Genomic DNA, 17,359 nt, shown 5'->3' with positions numbered 1-17,359 from the left:
GGCGGCCGCGGCCCAGGCCGCAGACCGACGGCGTCGACCCTGTTCCACTGCGGCGCGAAGCTGCCGGAGGCGAGGCTGTTCAGGTCGTGGTGTCGCCGCTGGAAGGCCTTCATGGCGTCCGCAGCGCCCCGGACGTCGAAGGCCACCCACCCCCGGCGGCCGCGATCGGCGGACCGAGCAGCATCAGGAGCAGGTGGACGGCATCATCAGAGCCCGCCCGCCTTGCGCGTGCTCTGGAACGCCACGTACGCGGCGATCGCGAAGAACAGGAAGGTCAGCGGGTCCGCGGTCTCCTTCCAGGCATCCTGGACCAGGCCGAAGTGGTCGAAGAAGAGCTCGCTGAAGTCGACGCCCAGATCCTTCGCGCCGATCATCGCCGTACCGACCAACTGGCCGATGTAGACCGAGGCGGCGGACAGCAGGACGCTGACGACGGGGAGGACCGGGTTGCGTCCGCCGAAGCGGCCCGCGGCGAGACCGATCAGGAAGCCGACGCCGACGGCCGCGTAACCGATCTCGTGCTCGGTGAGGCCGATGACCGCGCCGTAGACACCCGCCGCGACCACGGCGGCGGCGAGGGCGGCCGCGAGGCCGAGGCCGATGTTGTCGCGGACCGGCGCGGCTGGCGCGGCCGGCGCGAAGGGCGCGCTCGGGGCCATCGGCACGCCCGGGGAACCGGGTGCGCCGGGGCCGGCGACGGGTGTGCCCGGAGCGGCCGGGAAGCCGGCCTGCGGGGCGGCGGGCGGCTGGCCGGGCTGCGCGGCGGGCGGCTGGCCGGGTTGCGCGGCGTACGGGTTGCCGGACTGGGCGGCGTACGGGTTGCTGCCGGGCGGCGGAGACGTCTGACTCATGTGGATCCCCCCAGGGACGTAGGGCACACGGACGTACGTCCGGACGACGGACGTAAGTGTGTGCGAGAGCTGCCGCACATTAGCAGGCGGCAGTGACGTCCCCTACCGGGATATTCGCCCTGCCCCGGAGGCCGCCGGGAGGGTCAGAGCCGGTGTGCCGCCCCCGTGGGGGTGGCGCCCCTGGTGTCCAGGAGCAGTTGGGCCTTCACGGAGAGACCCTGCAGGTCGTACGTACGGTGCTGCTGGAGCAGGATCGTCAGATCGGCGTCGGCCGCGGCCTCGTAGAGCGAGTCGGCGCGCGGGACGGGGCGGTCGAGGACGCTCCACGCGGGCACGTGCGGGTCGTGGTAGCTGACGGACGCGCCGAGTTCCATCAGCCGGACGGCGATCTCGCGGGCGGGGGAACCCTGTTGGTCGGCGAGGTCCGCCTTGTAGGTGACGCCGAGCAGCAGCACGCGTGCGCCGCGGGCCGATTTGCCGTGCTCGTTGAGGAGGGCGGCGGCGCGCTGGATGACGTACTGGGGCATCTGGTGGTTGACCTGCTGGGCCAGCTCGACCATGCGCAGCGGGCGGGACGGACGGTCCGTCAGGTCCTGGGCGACGCCGTGGCCGCCGACGCCGGGGCCCGGCCGGAACGCCTGGAAGCCGAAAGGTTTCGTCTCGGCGCAGCGGATGACGTCCCACAGGTCGACGCCCAGGTCGTGGCAGAGGACGGCCATCTCGTTGACGAGGGCGATGTTGACGTGCCGGTAGTTGGTCTCCAGGAGGTGCACGGTCTCCGCCTCGCGTGGTCCACGCGCGCGTACCACCTTGTCGGTGAGGCGCCCGTAGAACGTGGCGGCCGATTCCGTGCACGCCGAGGTCAGACCGCCGATGACCTTGGGCGTGTTGGCGGGGCCGAAGTCCCGGTTGCCGGGGTCGACGCGGCTGGGCGAGTAGGCGAGGTGGAAGTCGCGGCCGGCGCGGAGCCCGGAACCCTCCTCCAGGATCGGGCGGAGGTAGTCCTCCGTGGTTCCCGGATAGGCGGGCGATTCGAGGATCACGGTGGTGTGCGGGCGCAGCCGGGTGGCCAGGGTGCGGGCGGCGGCGGCGACCTGCTGGAGGTCGAGCGCGCCGTCCGCGCCCTGTGAGGTCGGGGCGCAGATGACCGCGGTGCGGACCCGGCCGAGTTCGGCGGGGTTGGTGGTGGGCCGGAAACCCTCCGAGTGCATCCGGCGCAGTTCTGCCGCGGTGAGGGAGCCGCCCTCGGGTCCGGTCTTGTAACCGATGGTGGGGATGCCGGCGGCGACGGCGGCCTGGGCCAGCGGCAGGCCGAGATGACCGAGTCCGATGACGGCGAGATCTGCGGGCATGGCGTGGGCCGTCCTTCCCAGTAGCCGAAGTGGGACAGGTGCGCAAGCCCTGTGGACAGGATGGGCCAGCGCAATGTCAGACTAGGAGTAAATATGACCGTTATGCGGGATTCGTCGGCTGTGTTTTCTTGAAAGTCCCTGATTGCCGCCGGTCGCGGGCCGCCGCCTCGTACCGCCGCCGCCTCGTACCGCCGCCGCCTCGTACCGCCGTCGCCTCGTACCGCCGTCGTCGCGCCTCCTGGCCCTCGCCGTCGCTCCCGGGTTTTCCACAGGCGGGAGGGCGGCCTGTGGCCGAAGGTGGGCAACACCGTCAGAATTTGGGCAGGGGGCATGTGATCGGGCTTCGCCCTCCGGGTGCGGCCGCGCGACCAACAGTGGGAGGCAGCGGTGAGGACAGCGACACTGGGGCCGGCGGAGCGCGCCGAGTCACTTGCGGCAATGGCCGAGCGGGAGCTGGACGTACTGGTCGTGGGCGCGGGCGTGGTCGGCGCGGGCACGGCCCTCGACGCCGTGACGCGCGGACTGTCCACCGGGCTGGTCGAGGCGCGTGACTGGGCGTCCGGCACGTCGAGCAGGTCCAGCAAGCTGATCCACGGCGGACTGCGCTACCTGGAGATGCTCGACTTCGCACTGGTGCGCGAGGCACTGAAGGAGCGCGGACTCCTCCTCGAACGGCTCGCCCCACACCTGGTCAGGCCCGTCCCATTCCTCTACCCGCTCCAGCACAAGGGCTGGGAGCGGCTGTACGCGGGATCGGGCGTCGCGCTCTACGACGGCATGTCGATGGCGCGCGGACACGGCCGCGGGCTGCCGATGCACCGCCACCTGACACGCCGCCACGCCCTGCGCGTGGCACCCGCCCTGAAGAAGGACGCGCTGGTCGGAGCGTTGCAGTACTACGACGCGCAGATGGACGACGCCCGCTACGTGACGACGCTGGTGCGCACGGCGGCGTCGTACGGGGCGAAGGTCGCCAACCGCGCCCGCGTGACCGGCTTCCTGCGCGAGGGCGAGCGGGTGGTCGGGGCCCGCGTCCAGGACGTCGAGGGCGGCGGCGAGTACGAGATCCGCGCCCGGCAGGTGGTCAACGCCACCGGCGTGTGGACCGACGACACCCAGGCGATGGTGGGGGAGCGCGGGCAGTTCCACGTCCGCGCGTCCAAGGGCATCCACCTCGTCGTCCCCAAGGACCGCATCCACTCCACGACCGGACTGATCCTGCGGACCGAGAAGTCCGTGCTCTTCGTCATCCCGTGGGGCCGCCACTGGATCGTCGGCACCACGGACACCGAGTGGGACCTCGACAAGGCCCACCCGGCGGCCTCCAGCGCCGACATCGACTACCTCCTGGAACACGTCAACTCCGTGCTGGCGGTGCCCCTGACCCGTGACGACGTCCAGGGCGTCTACGCGGGACTGCGGCCTCTGCTCGCGGGCGAGTCCGACGCCACCAGCAAGCTGTCGCGCGAGCACACGGTGGCGCACCCCGTGCCGGGCCTGGTGGTGGTGGCGGGCGGCAAGTACACGACGTACCGGGTCATGGCCAAGGACGCGGTCGACGAGGCGGTGCACGGCCTCGACCAGCGGGTCGCCGACTGTGTCACCGAGGACGTGCCGCTGCTGGGCGCGGAGGGCTACCGGGCGCTGTGGAACGCGCGGGCGCGCATAGCCCAGCGGACCGGACTGCACGTGGTCCGCGTCGAGCACCTGCTGAACCGGTACGGGGCGCTCACCGAGGAGCTGCTCGACCTGATCGCCGAGAACCCGTCGCTGGGCGAACCGCTGCCGGCGGCCGAGGACTATCTGCGGGCCGAGATCGTCTACGCGGCATCCCACGAGGGCGCCCGGCACCTGGACGACGTGCTGACCCGCCGGACCCGCATCTCGATCGAGACGTTCGACCGCGGCACGCGCAGCGCGCGCGAGGCGGCCGAGCTGATGGCGCCCGTCCTCGGCTGGGACAAGGGCCAGATCGAGCGGGAGGTGCAGCACTACGAGAAGCGGGTCGAGGCCGAGCGCGAGTCGCAGCGCCAGCCGGACGACCTGACGGCGGACGCGGCACGGCTGGGAGCGCCGGACATCGTGCCGCGGTGAGGGGCCGGCCGCTCCGGGCGGACATCGGGCTGGGCCGTCGGGTCGGGTCGTCGGGAGGCCGGATAGGCGGGGGGCCGGGTCGCCTGGCCGGGTCGTCGGGGCGGGGTGTCGGACGGAACATCACCCGAACGGGTGTAGGGCGCCGGGATATCCGCTCGGATCCCGTCCGTTCTACGGGGTGCGGGGGCAGAACTCGGCAGTGAGGAGGGCGGTTTCGGGGTCGCGGTCCGCCATCCCGTCCGTGTTCACCCGGAAGGTGAGGACACGACGCCCGTCGACGGTGGCCGCGGTGCGCACGTAGCTGCCGGAGATCCGGCCGTTGTGTCCCCACACCGTGGTCCCGCACGGCAGCTTCACCGGAAAAAGGCCCATGCCGTACGCACCGTGTGCGGTGCGGGTGTCGCGCATGGTCCGCAGTTCGCCGGGCGGCAGGAGCCGGCCGCCCAGCAGGGCCGCGTAGAAGCGGTTCAGATCGGCGAGGGTGCTGACCAGCTCGCCCGACGCGCCGGCCACGCGCGGGTCGAGGTCGGTGACGTCCGTGCCGTCGGCGGCGTAGGCGCGGCCGTGGGGAGAGGGGAGGGTGGTGTCGGCGCCCGGGAAGGAGGTGCCCGTCAGGCGCAGCGGGGTGAGGATGCGGCGCCGCACCTCGGCGGCGTACGAGCGGCCGGTGACCCGCTCCACGACCATGCCGAGGATGACGTAGTTGGTGTTCGAGTAGGCGAAGCGGCCGCGGTCGGCCAGGGGGTGGGTGAGTGCGATGTGTACGGCCTGAGGCGGCGTGAGGGGAACGGTGCCGCCGGTGTCCTCGGCGAAGTCGTGCAGGCCGCTGGTGTGGGTGAGCAGCGCGCGCAGCGTCGTGCGGCGGCCGTCGTCACCGGCCTCGCGCAGCAGGCCGGGCAGATAGGTCTCCACCCGGTCGGACAGGGACAGCCGGTGCTCGGCGACGAGTTGCAGGACCACCGTGGCGACGAAGGTCTTCGTGACGCTGCCCGCGCGGAAGTGGTCCGCGCGGCCCAGGGCGCCCGCGGGGCCCGTCCGTGCCGATTCGGCGTGGGCGTAGCGCGGGCCGGACTCCTCACGGGCGAGCAGTGCGGCGGCCGGGGCCCGGTCGGGGGTGACGAACCGTGCGAGTTCCGGGTCCGTGGCGGGAGACGCGGGCGCCTGGGAGGCGGCCGTGGTCAGTCCGAGAAGGGCGACCAGCACGGGAATGGCCATGAGTGTCCGGATGGTTGGCATCCCAGCCCTTTCTTCTTCCGGCCTTGTCCGGCCTTGCCCGTGCTTGTTTCGGCCTTCCTCCCGCACATGATGCGGGATGACCGGAGGTGGACGCCGTGTGAGCCACCTGTGAGGGCACCCTGGGCGTCGAGCGGTCGCCGCGTGAGAGACAATGGTGGCTCTGTCAGGGCGGGTTGCATGAGGGGACGCATGTCGGAGGCGGAGCGGGCGGGAGCATCCCGTCAGGACAAGAGCGAACGTCTCCTCGCCGGGCGGTACCGGCTGGGGGATGTTCTCGGCCGCGGCGGCATGGGCACGGTCTGGCGCGCCAAGGACGAAACCCTGGGCCGCACGGTCGCCGTGAAGGAGCTGCGGTTCCCGTCGAGCGTCGACGAGGAGGAGAAGCGTCGGCTGATCACGCGCACGCTGCGTGAGGCCAAGGCCATTGCCCGGATCCGCAACAACGGCGCGGTGACCGTCTTCGACGTGGTCGACGAGGACGACCGGCCGTGGATCGTGATGGAACTCGTCGAGGGCAAGTCGCTCGCCGAGGCCATCCGCGAGGACGGCCTGCTCACCCCGAGGCGGGCCACCGAGGTCGGTCTGGCCATCCTCGACGTGCTCGGCTCGGCGCACCGCGAGGGCATCCTGCACCGTGACGTGAAGCCGTCGAACGTGCTGATCTCCGACGACGGCAGGGTGGTGCTCACCGACTTCGGCATCGCCCAGGTCGAGGGCGACCCGTCGATCACGTCGACGGGCATGCTCGTCGGCGCGCCCTCGTACATCTCGCCCGAGCGGGCGCGCGGCCACAAGCCCGGCCCCGCGGCCGACCTCTGGTCCCTGGGCGGCCTGCTGTACGCGTCGGTCGAGGGAGTGCCCCCGTACGACCGGGGCTCCGCGATCGCGACGCTCACCGCGGTGATGACCGAGCCGGTCGAGCAGCCGAAGAACGCCGGTCCGCTGGAGAAGGTGATCTACGGGCTCCTCGCCAAGGATCCCGAGCAGCGGCTCGACGAGCGGCGTGCGCGGGCCATGCTCACCGAGGTCCTGCACATCCTCGACGCCGACGAATCCGGTCCGGAGCCGCCGGACGCGACGAAGGTCGTGGCACTGCCGCCGGTGCCGGACGCGACACCGCGCAAGCCCGGAAAGGCGGGCGGCACGGCTGCGTCCGGTTCCGGGTCCAAGCGGGGCGAGGAGGCCGGGGAGCGGGTGCGCGGCGCCCTGCGTTCCGTGCGCAAGGCCGCGGTGACGGCGGGTGCGGCGACCGCGGCGAACGTACGGAGCAGGACGGGCGGCGGCACGGACGCGGCGACCACCGGGAGCGCCGGGAGCGCCGGTGCCAAGGCTCCCGACGCCGCCGGCACCGGTGGCGCGGGTGCGGCCCCGGCCGGTGCGGCCTCTGGCGCGGGCGCGGCGGCCGGGCCCGGCGCCGGGAAAGCCGGGTCCGCTGACGGCGGTACCGCCGGTGCGGCGGCCGGTGCCGCCGGCGGGAGCGCGGGTGCTTCCGGCGGAGGGGCGAGGGCGACGACGGGGCGGACGTCCGGGTGGCCGGCGGTTCCGGTGCCCGACGCGCCGCCGCGGTCCGCGCCGCGCGCCCCCCTCACCGACGTGGTGCCCCGGCGCACGCTGCTGATCATCGCGGTCGTCGTGGCGCTCGCCGTGATAGGAGCGGTCCTCGCGCTCGTCCTGAACGGCGGCGACGGCGGCGGGGACTCCAAGAGCGGTGGCACGAAGTCCACGTCCACCGCCCGCGGCGGCGCGACCGCGGGGGGCGACGGCAGCGGCAAGAGCGGCGGCGCCGGGACCGGTACGGACGGTGGGGACAAGACCGACGCTGCACAGGGCACGGACGCCGGCGCGGCCACGGGCGACGACGGCACGTCCGACTCGGACACGTCGGGCGACGGCGAGGACGACGACGCCCAGGGCGGCGACGGCAAGGGGTCGGGCACCACCAAGGTGACGACGTACAAGAGCGGCCAGGGATTCACCATCGGGCTGCCGAAGGGCTGGAAGTACCAGTCGACGGGCGCGGCGGGAGCGAGGTTCACCGGCCCCGAGGGCCAGAAGCTGCTGGTCGGCTGGACGAGCACGCCCAAGAGCGACCCGGTGGCGGACTGGAAGAACCAGGAGCGCTACATGGTGCGCTCGCAGTACAAGCGCATCCGCATCGAGAAGGTGGGCTATCGGGGCTGGAACACGGCCGACTGGGAGTTCACCTACGTGGACGGCGGTACGAAGTACCGGTCGGTGGACCGGGGCTTCGTCGTCAACAGCCATCAGGGGTACGGGATCATGTACACCGCGAAGGCCGGCAAGTGGGACGAGGACCTGCGCAGGGACACCTGGCGGACGCTGACGAAGACGTTTCAGCCGAAGTTCTGAGGCTAGGGAAGCCCTGGGGACCGAGGTGGTTTCGGGGTTCGGGGAAGTCCCGCGGCCCGAGGGCGTACCCGGGGGCCGGTGGGGTCCCGTGCCGGGGGCCGGTGGCGTCCGGTACCGGGCCGGCTCCCCGGGTTCCGCCGCGGTTCCGGGCTTCGGTTTCGGGTGGGTTCGTCCGGGCTGTACCGGGCGGGCCCGGCAACGGAACGGTGACATCTCGCATCACCTCATTGCGGGTTGCCTCCGGCACGTATCGTGAGTGGTTGAGAACCGTACGCAGCCACAACGGGACGCTAGGCGAACGGATTTGACCACCGGTCCGCCGGGGGAGGCATCGTGGACGAATATGCGGGACGGGTACTCGCCGACCGCTACCGCCTGCCGCTGCCGCCGTCCGACGAGTTCGAACTGGCCGAGACGCGCGCCTTCGACACCTACAGCGGACAGGAAGTCCTGGTCCGGCAGGTGCCGTTGCCCGAGGTCGTCGAAGCGGAGATGCTCGACGCCGACGGGCTGCCCGAGGGCTACGTGGCCCGGGACGGCGGGACCCGCCGGCCGTCCGGGCGGGCCTCGCGCAGCCCCGCCGAACCGGCCGTGCGGCGCGCCATGGAGGCCGCCCAGGCCGCCGCGCAGATCCCCGACCACCCCCGGCTCGACCAGGTCTTCGACGTGTTCGCCGAGGGCGGCTCGCTGTGGATCGTCAGCGAGGTGGTGAACGCCCGGCCGCTGGCCGCGCTGCTCGCCGAGAGACCGCTGAGCCCCTACCGGGCGGCCGAGGTCGCCGCCGACGTCCTCACCGCACTGCGTGCCCTGCACGCACACGGCTGGGTGCACCGGAACATCACCGCGCGCACGGTGCTGGTCTGCGACGACGGCCGCATCGTGCTGACCGGCCTGGCGGCCGGGGCGGCCGAGGAGGCCCTGTGCGGCTACGACCCCGTCCCGGCCCCGGACCACGAGGACGGCGGGAACACGGGCCCCGGTGCCGGCCGAGGCGCGCAGGACTCGGGACCCGCCGGGGCGGCCGCGATACCCATGGCCACACCCGGCGCCCCGCACGGGACTCCTCCCGGCATCCCGGCGGGCGGTCCGGGCTCCGGGACGCTCGGCGCGATGGCCTTCGACGCCCGGGGAGCGGACGCCGAGGCCGCGCGACGCGCGGCGATCGAGGCAAGGTCCGGCGGTGCGGCACAGGTTCCGGGCCCCTCCACCGGGCAGGTACCCGCCACCGGCGAGCGCGCGCTCGAAGCGGGCGGCGACGCGCGCGCCGCGCGCGCCGGGGCGATCGCCGCCTACCGGGCAGGAGCACGCGCCGCCGCCCGGGTCCACGAGGCGCAGCGGAGCCGTCAGGCCGCGCTGCCCGCGCCCCGGCCGGCCGAGTCGGACGCCCCGGCCGCCGCACCCCCCGGCCAGATCGCCGACCCCTACGGAGTGGCGGGACGCCCGGCCGACTGGCACGGAGCCGCCCCCCGCAAAGGCGCCGGTGGCGGCCCCGGGCCCGGAGCGGTCTCGGGCGGGAGCGACGGCCTCGCCGCCCTCGGCCCGGGGCGGGGCGTGGCGGAGGGCCCCGTACCGGGACACGGCCCCGGCGGACCCGCGCCCGGAGCCGGACCCGCGACCGTACCCGGTGCCGGTGCCGGTGCCGGTGTTGGTGTTGGTGCGGTGCCGCCGCGTCGCGGTCCCGCCACCGCCCTCGCGGCCGAGCGTGCGCGCCAGGCGCGGATGGCCGTCGTCGGCGCCGTGACCGAGCGCTGGGCACCCGAGCAGGCCGGCCCCGTGCACGAGAACTGGCAGCTGGCCGCGCCCATCGGCCCCGCGACCGACCTGTGGGCGCTCGGAGCGCTGCTCTTCCGGGCGGTGCAGGGACACGCGCCCTATCCCGAGGAGAACACCGCCGAGCTGGTCCAGCTGGTCTGCGCCGAGCCGCCCGCGTTCGCGGAGGAGTGCGGCCCGCTGCGGCCGGTCGTCGAGTCGCTGCTGCGTCAGGACCCCACGGAGCGCCTGGATTTCGAGGAACTGCGCGGATGGCTGCGCTCGCTCGTCCGCTCGGCGCCCGAACCCGAGGCCGGCGCGCACGTCATAGCGGCGCCCCCGGTCGACCCGCGCCGGCTGCCGATCGTGCGCCGCCGGGGCGAACTGGTCCGCAGACGCCGTGCCAAGCTGCCCGCGACGAGCCCGCACGCCCGCCACAAGCGGGCCAGACAGGACGCCGCCGCCCGCCCCCGGCGTCTGGGGAGGAACCTGCTCCTGCTGGTTCTGCTGCTCCTGGCGGCGGCGATCGTGTACGCGATGGTCTTCATGCCCAAGTCCGGTACGGGCGACGCGGCGGGAGGGCGCCCGGACTCCGCCGGTGAGGCAGGCCCCGCGCCGGGCCACTCCTCCGACGCGGGGGCCGACGGAAAGGCGAGCGGACGGCCGGACACGGACAAGAGCTCGCCCGGCGACGACAAGAGCCCCTCCGGGAAGTCCAGTTCGACCAGGACGCAGAGCACCGACCCGGACGTGGCGCGGGGCTTCACCCTCCGCAAGGACACCGAGGGCTTCCGGGTGGCCGTGGCCGACGGCTGGGACCGTACGCCGAAGAACGGACGCGGTCAGGTGGTGTACCGGCACGGCGACTTCGAGCTGATCGTCGTACCGGGCCGGGACAGTACGGCCGACGGCGGCTCCGACCCGATGGCGTACCAGCGGGAGACGGAGCGTGAGCTGCAGCCGTTCCGCGACTCGACCTGGGCGACCTCCAGCGGCATGCGCCGCATCGACGTGGGAGGACGCGCTATGGCCGAGGGGCAGTTCACGTGGCAGGACTCGGCGGGGCACGAGCTGTACGTACGCAACCTGGCGATGATCGTCGGCGGCCGCTACCACGTCGTGCAGGTGCGCGGCCCGGAGGCCGAGCGCGACGAGGTGACCCGGCTGTACGAACAGGCTTCGGCCACCTACCAGGTGACGGGCTGACGGACCGGCTGTCCAGGCTGCTGACCGAGAGTGACACCGCGTCAGCCCGCCCGCCGGCTCCCGCGGACGCCGGATGACTGCCGAGTGAGCGTCAAGTGAGCGTCGTGCGCGCCTCATACGGGCGTCATGCGGGCGTCATGCGGGGTGAACCGGCCGTCACCCGCCTGGTTCTCCCGGGTTCTTCCCCGGTTCCCTGCGGGGCGCGGAAGGGACAAGCGTCACAGTGCTGTCTCCGTACGGCCCCGCCCGTTCCCTGGGTGAGGGCCGCTCCTTAGTCTGACCCTGTCAACACCATTGCGGGGAAACGTGAATCAGATGCAGGGCCTGCTGCTCGCGGGCCGCTACCGGCTCGTCGACGCGATCGGCAGCGGGGGCATGGGCCGGGTGTGGCGCGCTCACGACGAGGTGCTGCACCGAGCGGTCGCCGTCAAGGAGTTGACCGCCGCTCTGTACGTCACGGACAGTGACCGCGCGGTTCTGCTCGCCCGGACCCACGCCGAGGCGCGGGCCGCCGCCCGGATCAACCACTCCGCCGTCGTCACGGTGCACGACGTGCTGGAGCACGACAACCGGCCGTGGATCGTCATGGAACTGGTCGAGGGCGGCTCCCTGGCCGACGCGGTCAAGGACCGGGGGCGGATGGAACCGGCCGAGGCGGCGCGCATCGGGCTGTGGGTGCTGCGGGCCCTGCGGGCCGCGCACACCGCCGGTGTGCTGCACCGCGACGTGAAGCCCGGCAACGTACTGCTGTCCGACGACGGCCGCGTGCTCCTCACGGACTTCGGGATAGCGCAGGTCGAGGGCGACACCACGATCACCCGCACCGGTGAGATCGTCGGCTCCGTCGACTACCTGGCGCCCGAGCGGGTGCGCGGCCACGATCCCGGCCCCGCGTCCGACCTGTGGGCCCTCGGCGCGACGCTGTACACGGCGGTGGAGGGCAAGTCGCCGTTCCGGCGGACCTCACCGCTGACGACGATGCAGGCCGTGGTCGACGAGGAGCCGGAGTCCGCGCGGTACGCGGGCCCGCTCGAACCCGTGATCACGGCGCTGCTGCACAAGGATCCCGCCGGCCGGCCCGGCATGGGCGAGGCGGAGCAGATGCTCGCGGAGGCGGCGGAGGGCCGCAGGCCCAGCACGGCTCAGGCGTATGTGCCGACACAACATGTGCCCTCGCACCACGGACGCGTCCCCCAGGGCGCGACGCCCCATGGGGCCGGGCACCGTGGGACGGGGCCATACATGGCGACGCCACACGACCCCACCACGGCCGCCGGCACGCACGCCGACACGCACGCCGGCGCCCACGGCGGCACCCATGGCGGTACGAGCGGTGGCACGCACGGTGGCACGCAGGGCAGTGCGTACGGCGCCCCGTACGGCGGGGCGCCGGCCTCGCAGGGCACCCCCGGCTCGACCCTGCACGGACCACTCACCGCGCACACGGCACCGACGTACGCGACGCACACGCCCGCCCCCGCCCCCGTGAAGCGCGGCCGTGCCCGGACGATCGTCGTCGTGGCCGTCCTGGCGGCGCTCGTCGGCGGTGGCGGCGCGGTGCTCACGCAGTACCTGGATGGCCGGCGCGGCGACTCCCACGCCTCGACCGGCACGGAGGCCGACGAGGCCGAGGGCGGCGCGGCCGGGGAGTCGAGCCAGGGGATGGACGGCCTCCAGACGTCCGGAGCCGTCCCCGACGGCTGGGTACGCGTGAAGGACGCCCAGGGTTTCAGCCTCGCGCTGCCCAAGGGCTGGAAGCGGCAGGCCGGCGGCACCCAGGTCGACTACACGCCCGACGACGGCGAGCACTTCGTCCGCATCGCCATCGACGACTCGCCCGACTTCGACAGCGCGTACGCCCACCAGCAGGACCTGGAGCAGCAGTTGGAGCGGCTGCACGAGTACCGGAGGATCAGCCTGGCGCCCAACACGTTCCGGGACCGGCCGGGTGCGCTGTGGGACTTCACCTGGACCGCCCTGGCCAAGGACTCGAAGCATCCCGGCCCGCGCCGGGCCATCGAGGAGACGTACGTCGGCAGGGACGGCGTGGAGTACGCGATCTACATGTCGTCCCCCGCGGCCGACTGGGACAAGACACGCCAGCAGTTCGGCGCCGTCCTGCGCAGTTGGCGACCAGGGAGCGGGTGACGGCGTCCCGGGTTCGGGTGACGGCGACCCGGGTTCGGGGTGACGGCGTCCCGCGAGCGGGCGACGGCCTCCGCCACCCGCCCGGACGGACGCGGGGCGGCGGACGCCGAAGGCGCCACGCCGGTACGTCGGTTGTCGGCCACCTGGGACGCGGCGTCGCGGAAGCGCTGAGTCCGTTGCGGCATGATGGGCGCATGGGGACCGAGGGGGAGCACGTCCGTGTGATCGCGGGCCGGTACCGGCTGGAGGCCAGGATCGGCCGGGGCGGCATGGGAGTCGTCTGGCGGGCGACCGACCAGCTGCTCGGCCGCGAGGTCGCCGTCAAGGAACTCGCCCTCGACGACACCCTCTCCGCCGACGAGGCCCGCCAGCAGCGCGAGCGCACCCTGCGGGAGGCCCGCGCGGTCGCCCAGCTGCAGCACCCGCACATCGTCGTCGTCCACGACGTGGTCGAGGACGACGAACGCCCGTACATCGTCATGGAGCTGATCACCGGCGGCTCGCTCGCCGACCGGATCTCCGCGCACGGACCCGTGGACGCCTCCGAGGCCGCCCGCATCGGCATCGGCCTGCTCGGCGCGCTGCGCCGCGCCCACGACGCGGGCGTCCTGCACCGGGACCTGAAACCGGCGAACGTCCTGATGGAGGCCGGCACCGACCGCGTCGTCCTCACCGACTTCGGGATCGCCCAGGTCGCGGGGGCGACGACGCTCACCGAGACCGGGTCGTTCGTCGGCTCACCGGAGTACACCGCACCCGAACGGATGTCCGGGGCGAGGACGGGACCCGAGTCCGACCTGTGGTCGCTCGGCGCGCTGCTGTGCACGATCCTGAGCGGCGAATCGCCGTTCCGGCGCGACTCGCTGGGCGGCATCCTGCACGCGGTGGTGGTCGACGACATCCGCCCGCCCGCGCAGGCCGGACCGCTGCTGCCCGTCGTACGGGGGCTGCTGGAGCGCGATCCGGACCGCCGGCTGGACGCGGTCGAGGCGGAGCGGCTGCTGCGGGCGTTCCGCGCGACCGGCCGTACGCCGCGGGTGCCGCTCGGGTACACGCCGACGCGGCGGGACGTACGAGGACCGGTGGCCGCGGCGGGGGAGAGCGGCGGCGCGCAGGGGCCGGGGGAGATCCGGGACGCCCAGGACAGGCGGCCGGGCGACGCGAACCAGCCGCCCGTGCTCCCGGGTCCCGGCCGGGCCGCGCCCGCGTCCCCGCCCGGTCCGCTTCCCTCCTCCGCGGCGCTCGCGTCCCCCGGCGTCCCGTCGGCCGGGAGCTTCCCGGGTGCCCCGGCCCCCGGGGGCTCCGCGGGCGGCGGTCCGGCAGAGAGGCGTTCGTCGCGAAGTGTGCTCATGGCCGCCGCGCTGGTCGCCGCGATGGCGGGCGCGGGCGTCTCGGCGGCGGCCCTCCTGATGCACAAGGGCGGCGACGGCGTCGGCCCCGGCATCACGGCCACGTCCTCGGCGCCGCACAGCCCGTCCCGTACGACGCACAGCGACGTCACCCCGACCGTGACGGTCACCCGGCAGCCGACGCGGGCACCGGGCGGGGCGTCCGCCCGCACGGCGCCGTCCGGCTACCGCATGGTGCGGGACCCGAACGGCTTCTCGCTCGCCGTGCCCGACGGGTTCACGCGGGACGCGCGCGGTGAGCGGATCTTCTACATGTCGCCGGGGCAGACGTTCCGCATCGGCGTCAAGGTGACCGACCGCGAGCCGGGCGGCCCGCTCGCGGTGATGCGCCGGGCCCACGCCGGGGGGCCGTCCAGTAACCCGGGGTACCACGACGGCAGCGTCACCCGGACCACGCACGGCGGCAGTCCGGCGGCGCTCTGGGAGTTCACCTGGGACGGCTTCACCAAGGCGGAGGGCGCGCGGCACACGTACGACCTGTGCTGGGAGTGGGACGGGCGGACGTACGACGTGTGGGTCTCCGCGCCGGTCGGCAAGGTGCGTGAGGCGAAGGAGCACTTCGACGTCGCGGTGGACACGTTCGCGGCCGGGTGAGGCGGAGCCTTCGAGACCAAAGGTGAGATAAGGGACGTCGTGCGTCACGGGTCTGTGACCGGAAAGCGGCGAGGCTGGAAGCGGGGCGCCCGCCGCGATAAGGATGGACGCATGAGCGACAACGGGGGAGCACCGTACGGGCCGGACGAGACGACGAGTTTCGGTCTGCAACCGCCGCGTCCCGGCGGCCCCGGGCAGTCCGCGGGCACACCCGGCGCGGCGCGGCAGCCGGCCGTACCGCACCCCGGCAACCCGTACGCGACGCCGACCCGGATCCTGCCGGACCAGCAGCCGGCGCCGCAGGCGATGCCCGGCCGGCCGCCTCTCGCACCCGACCCCCGGCGCGCGGCCGCCGAGCCCACGCAGGTGAACGCCGCGCCCACCCGGGCGGTGCCGGCGCCCGAGGGTCCCGAGCCGGGGACGGGGCGGCTCATCGCGGGCCGCTACCGGCTCCTCGCGAAGCTCGGCGCCGGCGGCATGGGCACGGTGTGGCGGGCGAAGGACGAGACGGTGGGCCGTGAGGTCGCCGTGAAGGAACCCCGCGTTCCGGACCACCTTCCCGAGCGTGAACGCGCCAACGCGTTCGAGCGGATGCGCCGCGAGGCGCGCGCCGCCGCGCGGCTCGACCACCCAGCGGTGGTGAACGTCCACGACGTGGCCGTCGTGGCCGGGCAGCCGTGGATCGTGATGGAGCTGGTGCGGGGCCGCTCGCTCGGTGCCGCGCTCCAGGAAGGAACGCTCGGTCCGCGAGAGGCGGCGAAGGTCGGCCTGGAGGTCCTGGGCGCGCTGGAGGCGGCGCACGCGGCGGGGATCCTGCACCGGGACGTCAAGCCGGACAACGTGCTGCTCGGCAGCCACGGCCGCGTCGTCCTCACGGACTTCGGCATCGCGCAGATCGAGGGGGAGACGAACCTGACGGACACCGGCGGCTTCGTCGGTTCCCCCGAGTACATCGCCCCGGAGCGCGTGCTGGGCCAGCGGCCCGGCCCGGCGTCCGACCTGTGGTCGCTGGGCGTCGTCCTGTACGCGGCGACGGAGGGGGTCTCACCGTTCCGCCGCACCAACACCCCGGCGACGCTCCAGTCCGTGTTGAACGCGACCCCGGCGGCCCCGGCGTCGGCCCGGGGACCGCTCGCCGAGGCGATCAACGGCCTGCTGGCGAAGGACCCGGCGAGCCGCCCGGACGCCGCGCGGGTCCGCCGGCTCCTGGAGGAGGCCGCGCAGCCGCCGAAGGAGACGCAGGTCGTCCATGTCGCGGTCCCCGGCGCGGGCGGCCGGGGCATCCGCCTCGGCCGCAAGACCTTGCTCGGCGTGGGTGCGGCGGTCGTCGCGGCGGCGGTGGCGGCGTACCTGGTGGTCGCGGACCCGTTCGCGGGCCCGCTGCCCGACCACTGGAAGCAGGAGGAACAGAAGGCGCTGGGTGTGACGCTGGCCGTACCGGAGGGCTACAAGCGGCACCTGCCCGGAACGACCGACTCCGACAAGAACTGGGTCAGCTACGCCGACCTGAGCGGCGCGATCTCGGTCAACCTGCACCTCGCCAAGAAGTCCGAGGACACCGCCGGCGAGATCAAGGCGTCGGCGGCGGCGCAGATGTACGCGGACGAGGGCGAGTTCAAGAAGAGCGGCGCCTACGACTACGGAATGCCCCAGGGCCCGGAGACCACCCCCGACGAGACCACCTACCAGGGCAGGCCCTCGGCCGAGAACACCGTCGCCTACACCACCACGGACAGCGACAACCCCCTGCCCCGCGAGCTGAAGATCTTCTACTACAAGACCTCCAAGGGCGACATGTACAAGCTCACGATCAGCTACCCGGGCAAGGGCGACTTCACCTCCCGCGGCCGCGAGGTCGCGAGAACGGCGATCGAGAACCTGGACATCGACAGGCTCTGACCGACAGGGCCGGACAGCTCCGGCCCGTCAGCCGGCGCTGAGCGCGAGGTCGTTGGTGACGGTGAAGAAGGGCCGCACGTCCACCGGTTCACCGGACGGACCGGGCAACGCCGCCTTCGGATACTTGTCGGTCCGTTTCCGGTCCACGATGTCGTCGGCGACCCGTCCGAGACGGATCGGTTCCGCCGTCCGGCTGGGGCGCACCGACACATCCCACACCACCTTGCCCGAGCCCGCCTGCCCGGGCAGGGATGCCAGCCGGCCGGCCAACCGCCGACCGGCGGTGACCGTCAACGGCACCTCGAAGCCCGGCACGCCCTCGGTGCGCGAGACACCGAGCAGCGCGGCCCCGTTGCCCGCGCCGACGGCGACGCTGCCAAGGGTCCGGCTCAAGTCACGCTCGACTATGCGGATTTCGCCGATGCGTACGGCGGCGCCTACGGAACCCGGC

Annotated in this window: 10 protein-coding genes; 6 read left to right on the top strand and 4 right to left on the bottom strand. The window is 73.7% G+C overall.

Annotation, left to right across the window (positions count from 1 at the left end; genetic code table 11):
* Window positions 1-206: 206 nt before the first annotated feature.
* The gene (locus tag ACFY93_RS01980) at window positions 207-851 is read right to left on the bottom strand and encodes a hypothetical protein (protein ID WP_391352739.1); all 645 of its coding nucleotides are present in this window, start codon (window positions 849-851) and stop codon (window positions 207-209) included.
* A gap of 143 nt (window positions 852-994) precedes the next feature.
* A complete protein-coding gene (locus ACFY93_RS01975; RefSeq protein ID WP_391352737.1) occupies window positions 995-2,203 on the bottom strand; it encodes a nucleotide sugar dehydrogenase in 1,209 nt (402 codons plus the stop codon).
* A 387-nt stretch (window positions 2,204-2,590) separates the two neighbouring features.
* On the opposite strand from ACFY93_RS01975, the gene ACFY93_RS01970 reads away from it, so the two are divergent.
* Window positions 2,591-4,297: an FAD-dependent oxidoreductase gene (locus ACFY93_RS01970; protein ID WP_391352735.1), complete on the top strand. Its 1,707-nt coding sequence runs from the start codon at window positions 2,591-2,593 to the stop codon at window positions 4,295-4,297.
* Window positions 4,298-4,468: 171 nt separating this feature from the next.
* Here ACFY93_RS01970 and ACFY93_RS01965 read toward each other — a convergent pair whose 3' ends face one another.
* Window positions 4,469-5,533, bottom strand: coding sequence for a serine hydrolase (locus tag ACFY93_RS01965; RefSeq protein WP_391352733.1), 1,065 nt, complete (start codon window positions 5,531-5,533; stop codon window positions 4,469-4,471).
* Window positions 5,534-5,722: 189 nt separating this feature from the next.
* Between ACFY93_RS01965 and ACFY93_RS01960 the strand changes: the two genes are divergently transcribed.
* From ACFY93_RS01960 to ACFY93_RS01940, 5 genes are all read left to right on the top strand, one after another.
* Window positions 5,723-7,903: a protein kinase gene (locus tag ACFY93_RS01960; protein WP_391352965.1), complete on the top strand. Its 2,181-nt coding sequence runs from the start codon at window positions 5,723-5,725 to the stop codon at window positions 7,901-7,903.
* A 333-nt stretch (window positions 7,904-8,236) separates the two neighbouring features.
* The gene (locus tag ACFY93_RS01955) at window positions 8,237-10,858 is read left to right on the top strand and encodes a protein kinase (protein ID WP_391352731.1); all 2,622 of its coding nucleotides are present in this window, start codon (window positions 8,237-8,239) and stop codon (window positions 10,856-10,858) included.
* Between the two features lie 315 nt (window positions 10,859-11,173).
* Window positions 11,174-13,006, top strand: coding sequence for a protein kinase (locus ACFY93_RS01950; protein ID WP_391352963.1), 1,833 nt, complete (start codon window positions 11,174-11,176; stop codon window positions 13,004-13,006).
* A gap of 194 nt (window positions 13,007-13,200) precedes the next feature.
* Window positions 13,201-15,009 carry a protein kinase gene (locus ACFY93_RS01945; RefSeq protein WP_391352729.1) on the top strand — a complete coding sequence of 603 codons (1,809 nt, stop codon included), beginning with the start codon at window positions 13,201-13,203 and terminating at the stop codon, window positions 15,007-15,009.
* A 111-nt stretch (window positions 15,010-15,120) separates the two neighbouring features.
* On the top strand, window positions 15,121-16,908 hold the full coding sequence (locus ACFY93_RS01940) for a protein kinase (RefSeq protein ID WP_391352726.1): 1,788 nt from the start codon (window positions 15,121-15,123) through the stop codon (window positions 16,906-16,908).
* 27 nt (window positions 16,909-16,935) lie between these two features.
* On the opposite strand, the gene ACFY93_RS01935 is transcribed toward ACFY93_RS01940, so the two are convergent.
* Window positions 16,936-17,301, bottom strand: a complete 366-nt coding sequence (locus tag ACFY93_RS01935; protein ID WP_391352724.1) for a hypothetical protein — start codon at window positions 17,299-17,301, stop codon at window positions 16,936-16,938.
* Window positions 17,302-17,359 lie beyond the last annotated feature (58 nt).

Origin of the sequence: Streptomyces sp. NPDC008313 (assembly GCF_042956125.1) — a bacterium.
GTDB lineage: Bacteria > Actinomycetota > Actinomycetes > Streptomycetales > Streptomycetaceae > Streptomyces.
This window is presented reverse-complemented; position numbering and strand designations above follow the sequence as displayed.

What these genes read in the sequence shown, in the direction of transcription:
- ACFY93_RS01980 (WP_391352739.1), bottom strand. Translation starts at nt 851, where the DNA reads ATGAGTCAGACGTCTCCGCCGCCCGGCAGCAACCCGTACGCCGCCCAG.
- ACFY93_RS01975 (WP_391352737.1), bottom strand. Translation starts at nt 2,203, where the DNA reads ATGCCCGCAGATCTCGCCGTCATCGGACTCGGTCATCTCGGCCTGCCG.
- ACFY93_RS01965 (WP_391352733.1), bottom strand. Translation starts at nt 5,533, where the DNA reads ATGCCAACCATCCGGACACTCATGGCCATTCCCGTGCTGGTCGCCCTT.
- ACFY93_RS01960 (WP_391352965.1), top strand. Translation starts at nt 5,723, where the DNA reads ATGTCGGAGGCGGAGCGGGCGGGAGCATCCCGTCAGGACAAGAGCGAA.
- ACFY93_RS01950 (WP_391352963.1), top strand. Translation starts at nt 11,174, where the DNA reads ATGCAGGGCCTGCTGCTCGCGGGCCGCTACCGGCTCGTCGACGCGATC.
- ACFY93_RS01945 (WP_391352729.1), top strand. Translation starts at nt 13,201, where the DNA reads ATGGGGACCGAGGGGGAGCACGTCCGTGTGATCGCGGGCCGGTACCGG.
- ACFY93_RS01940 (WP_391352726.1), top strand. Translation starts at nt 15,121, where the DNA reads ATGAGCGACAACGGGGGAGCACCGTACGGGCCGGACGAGACGACGAGT.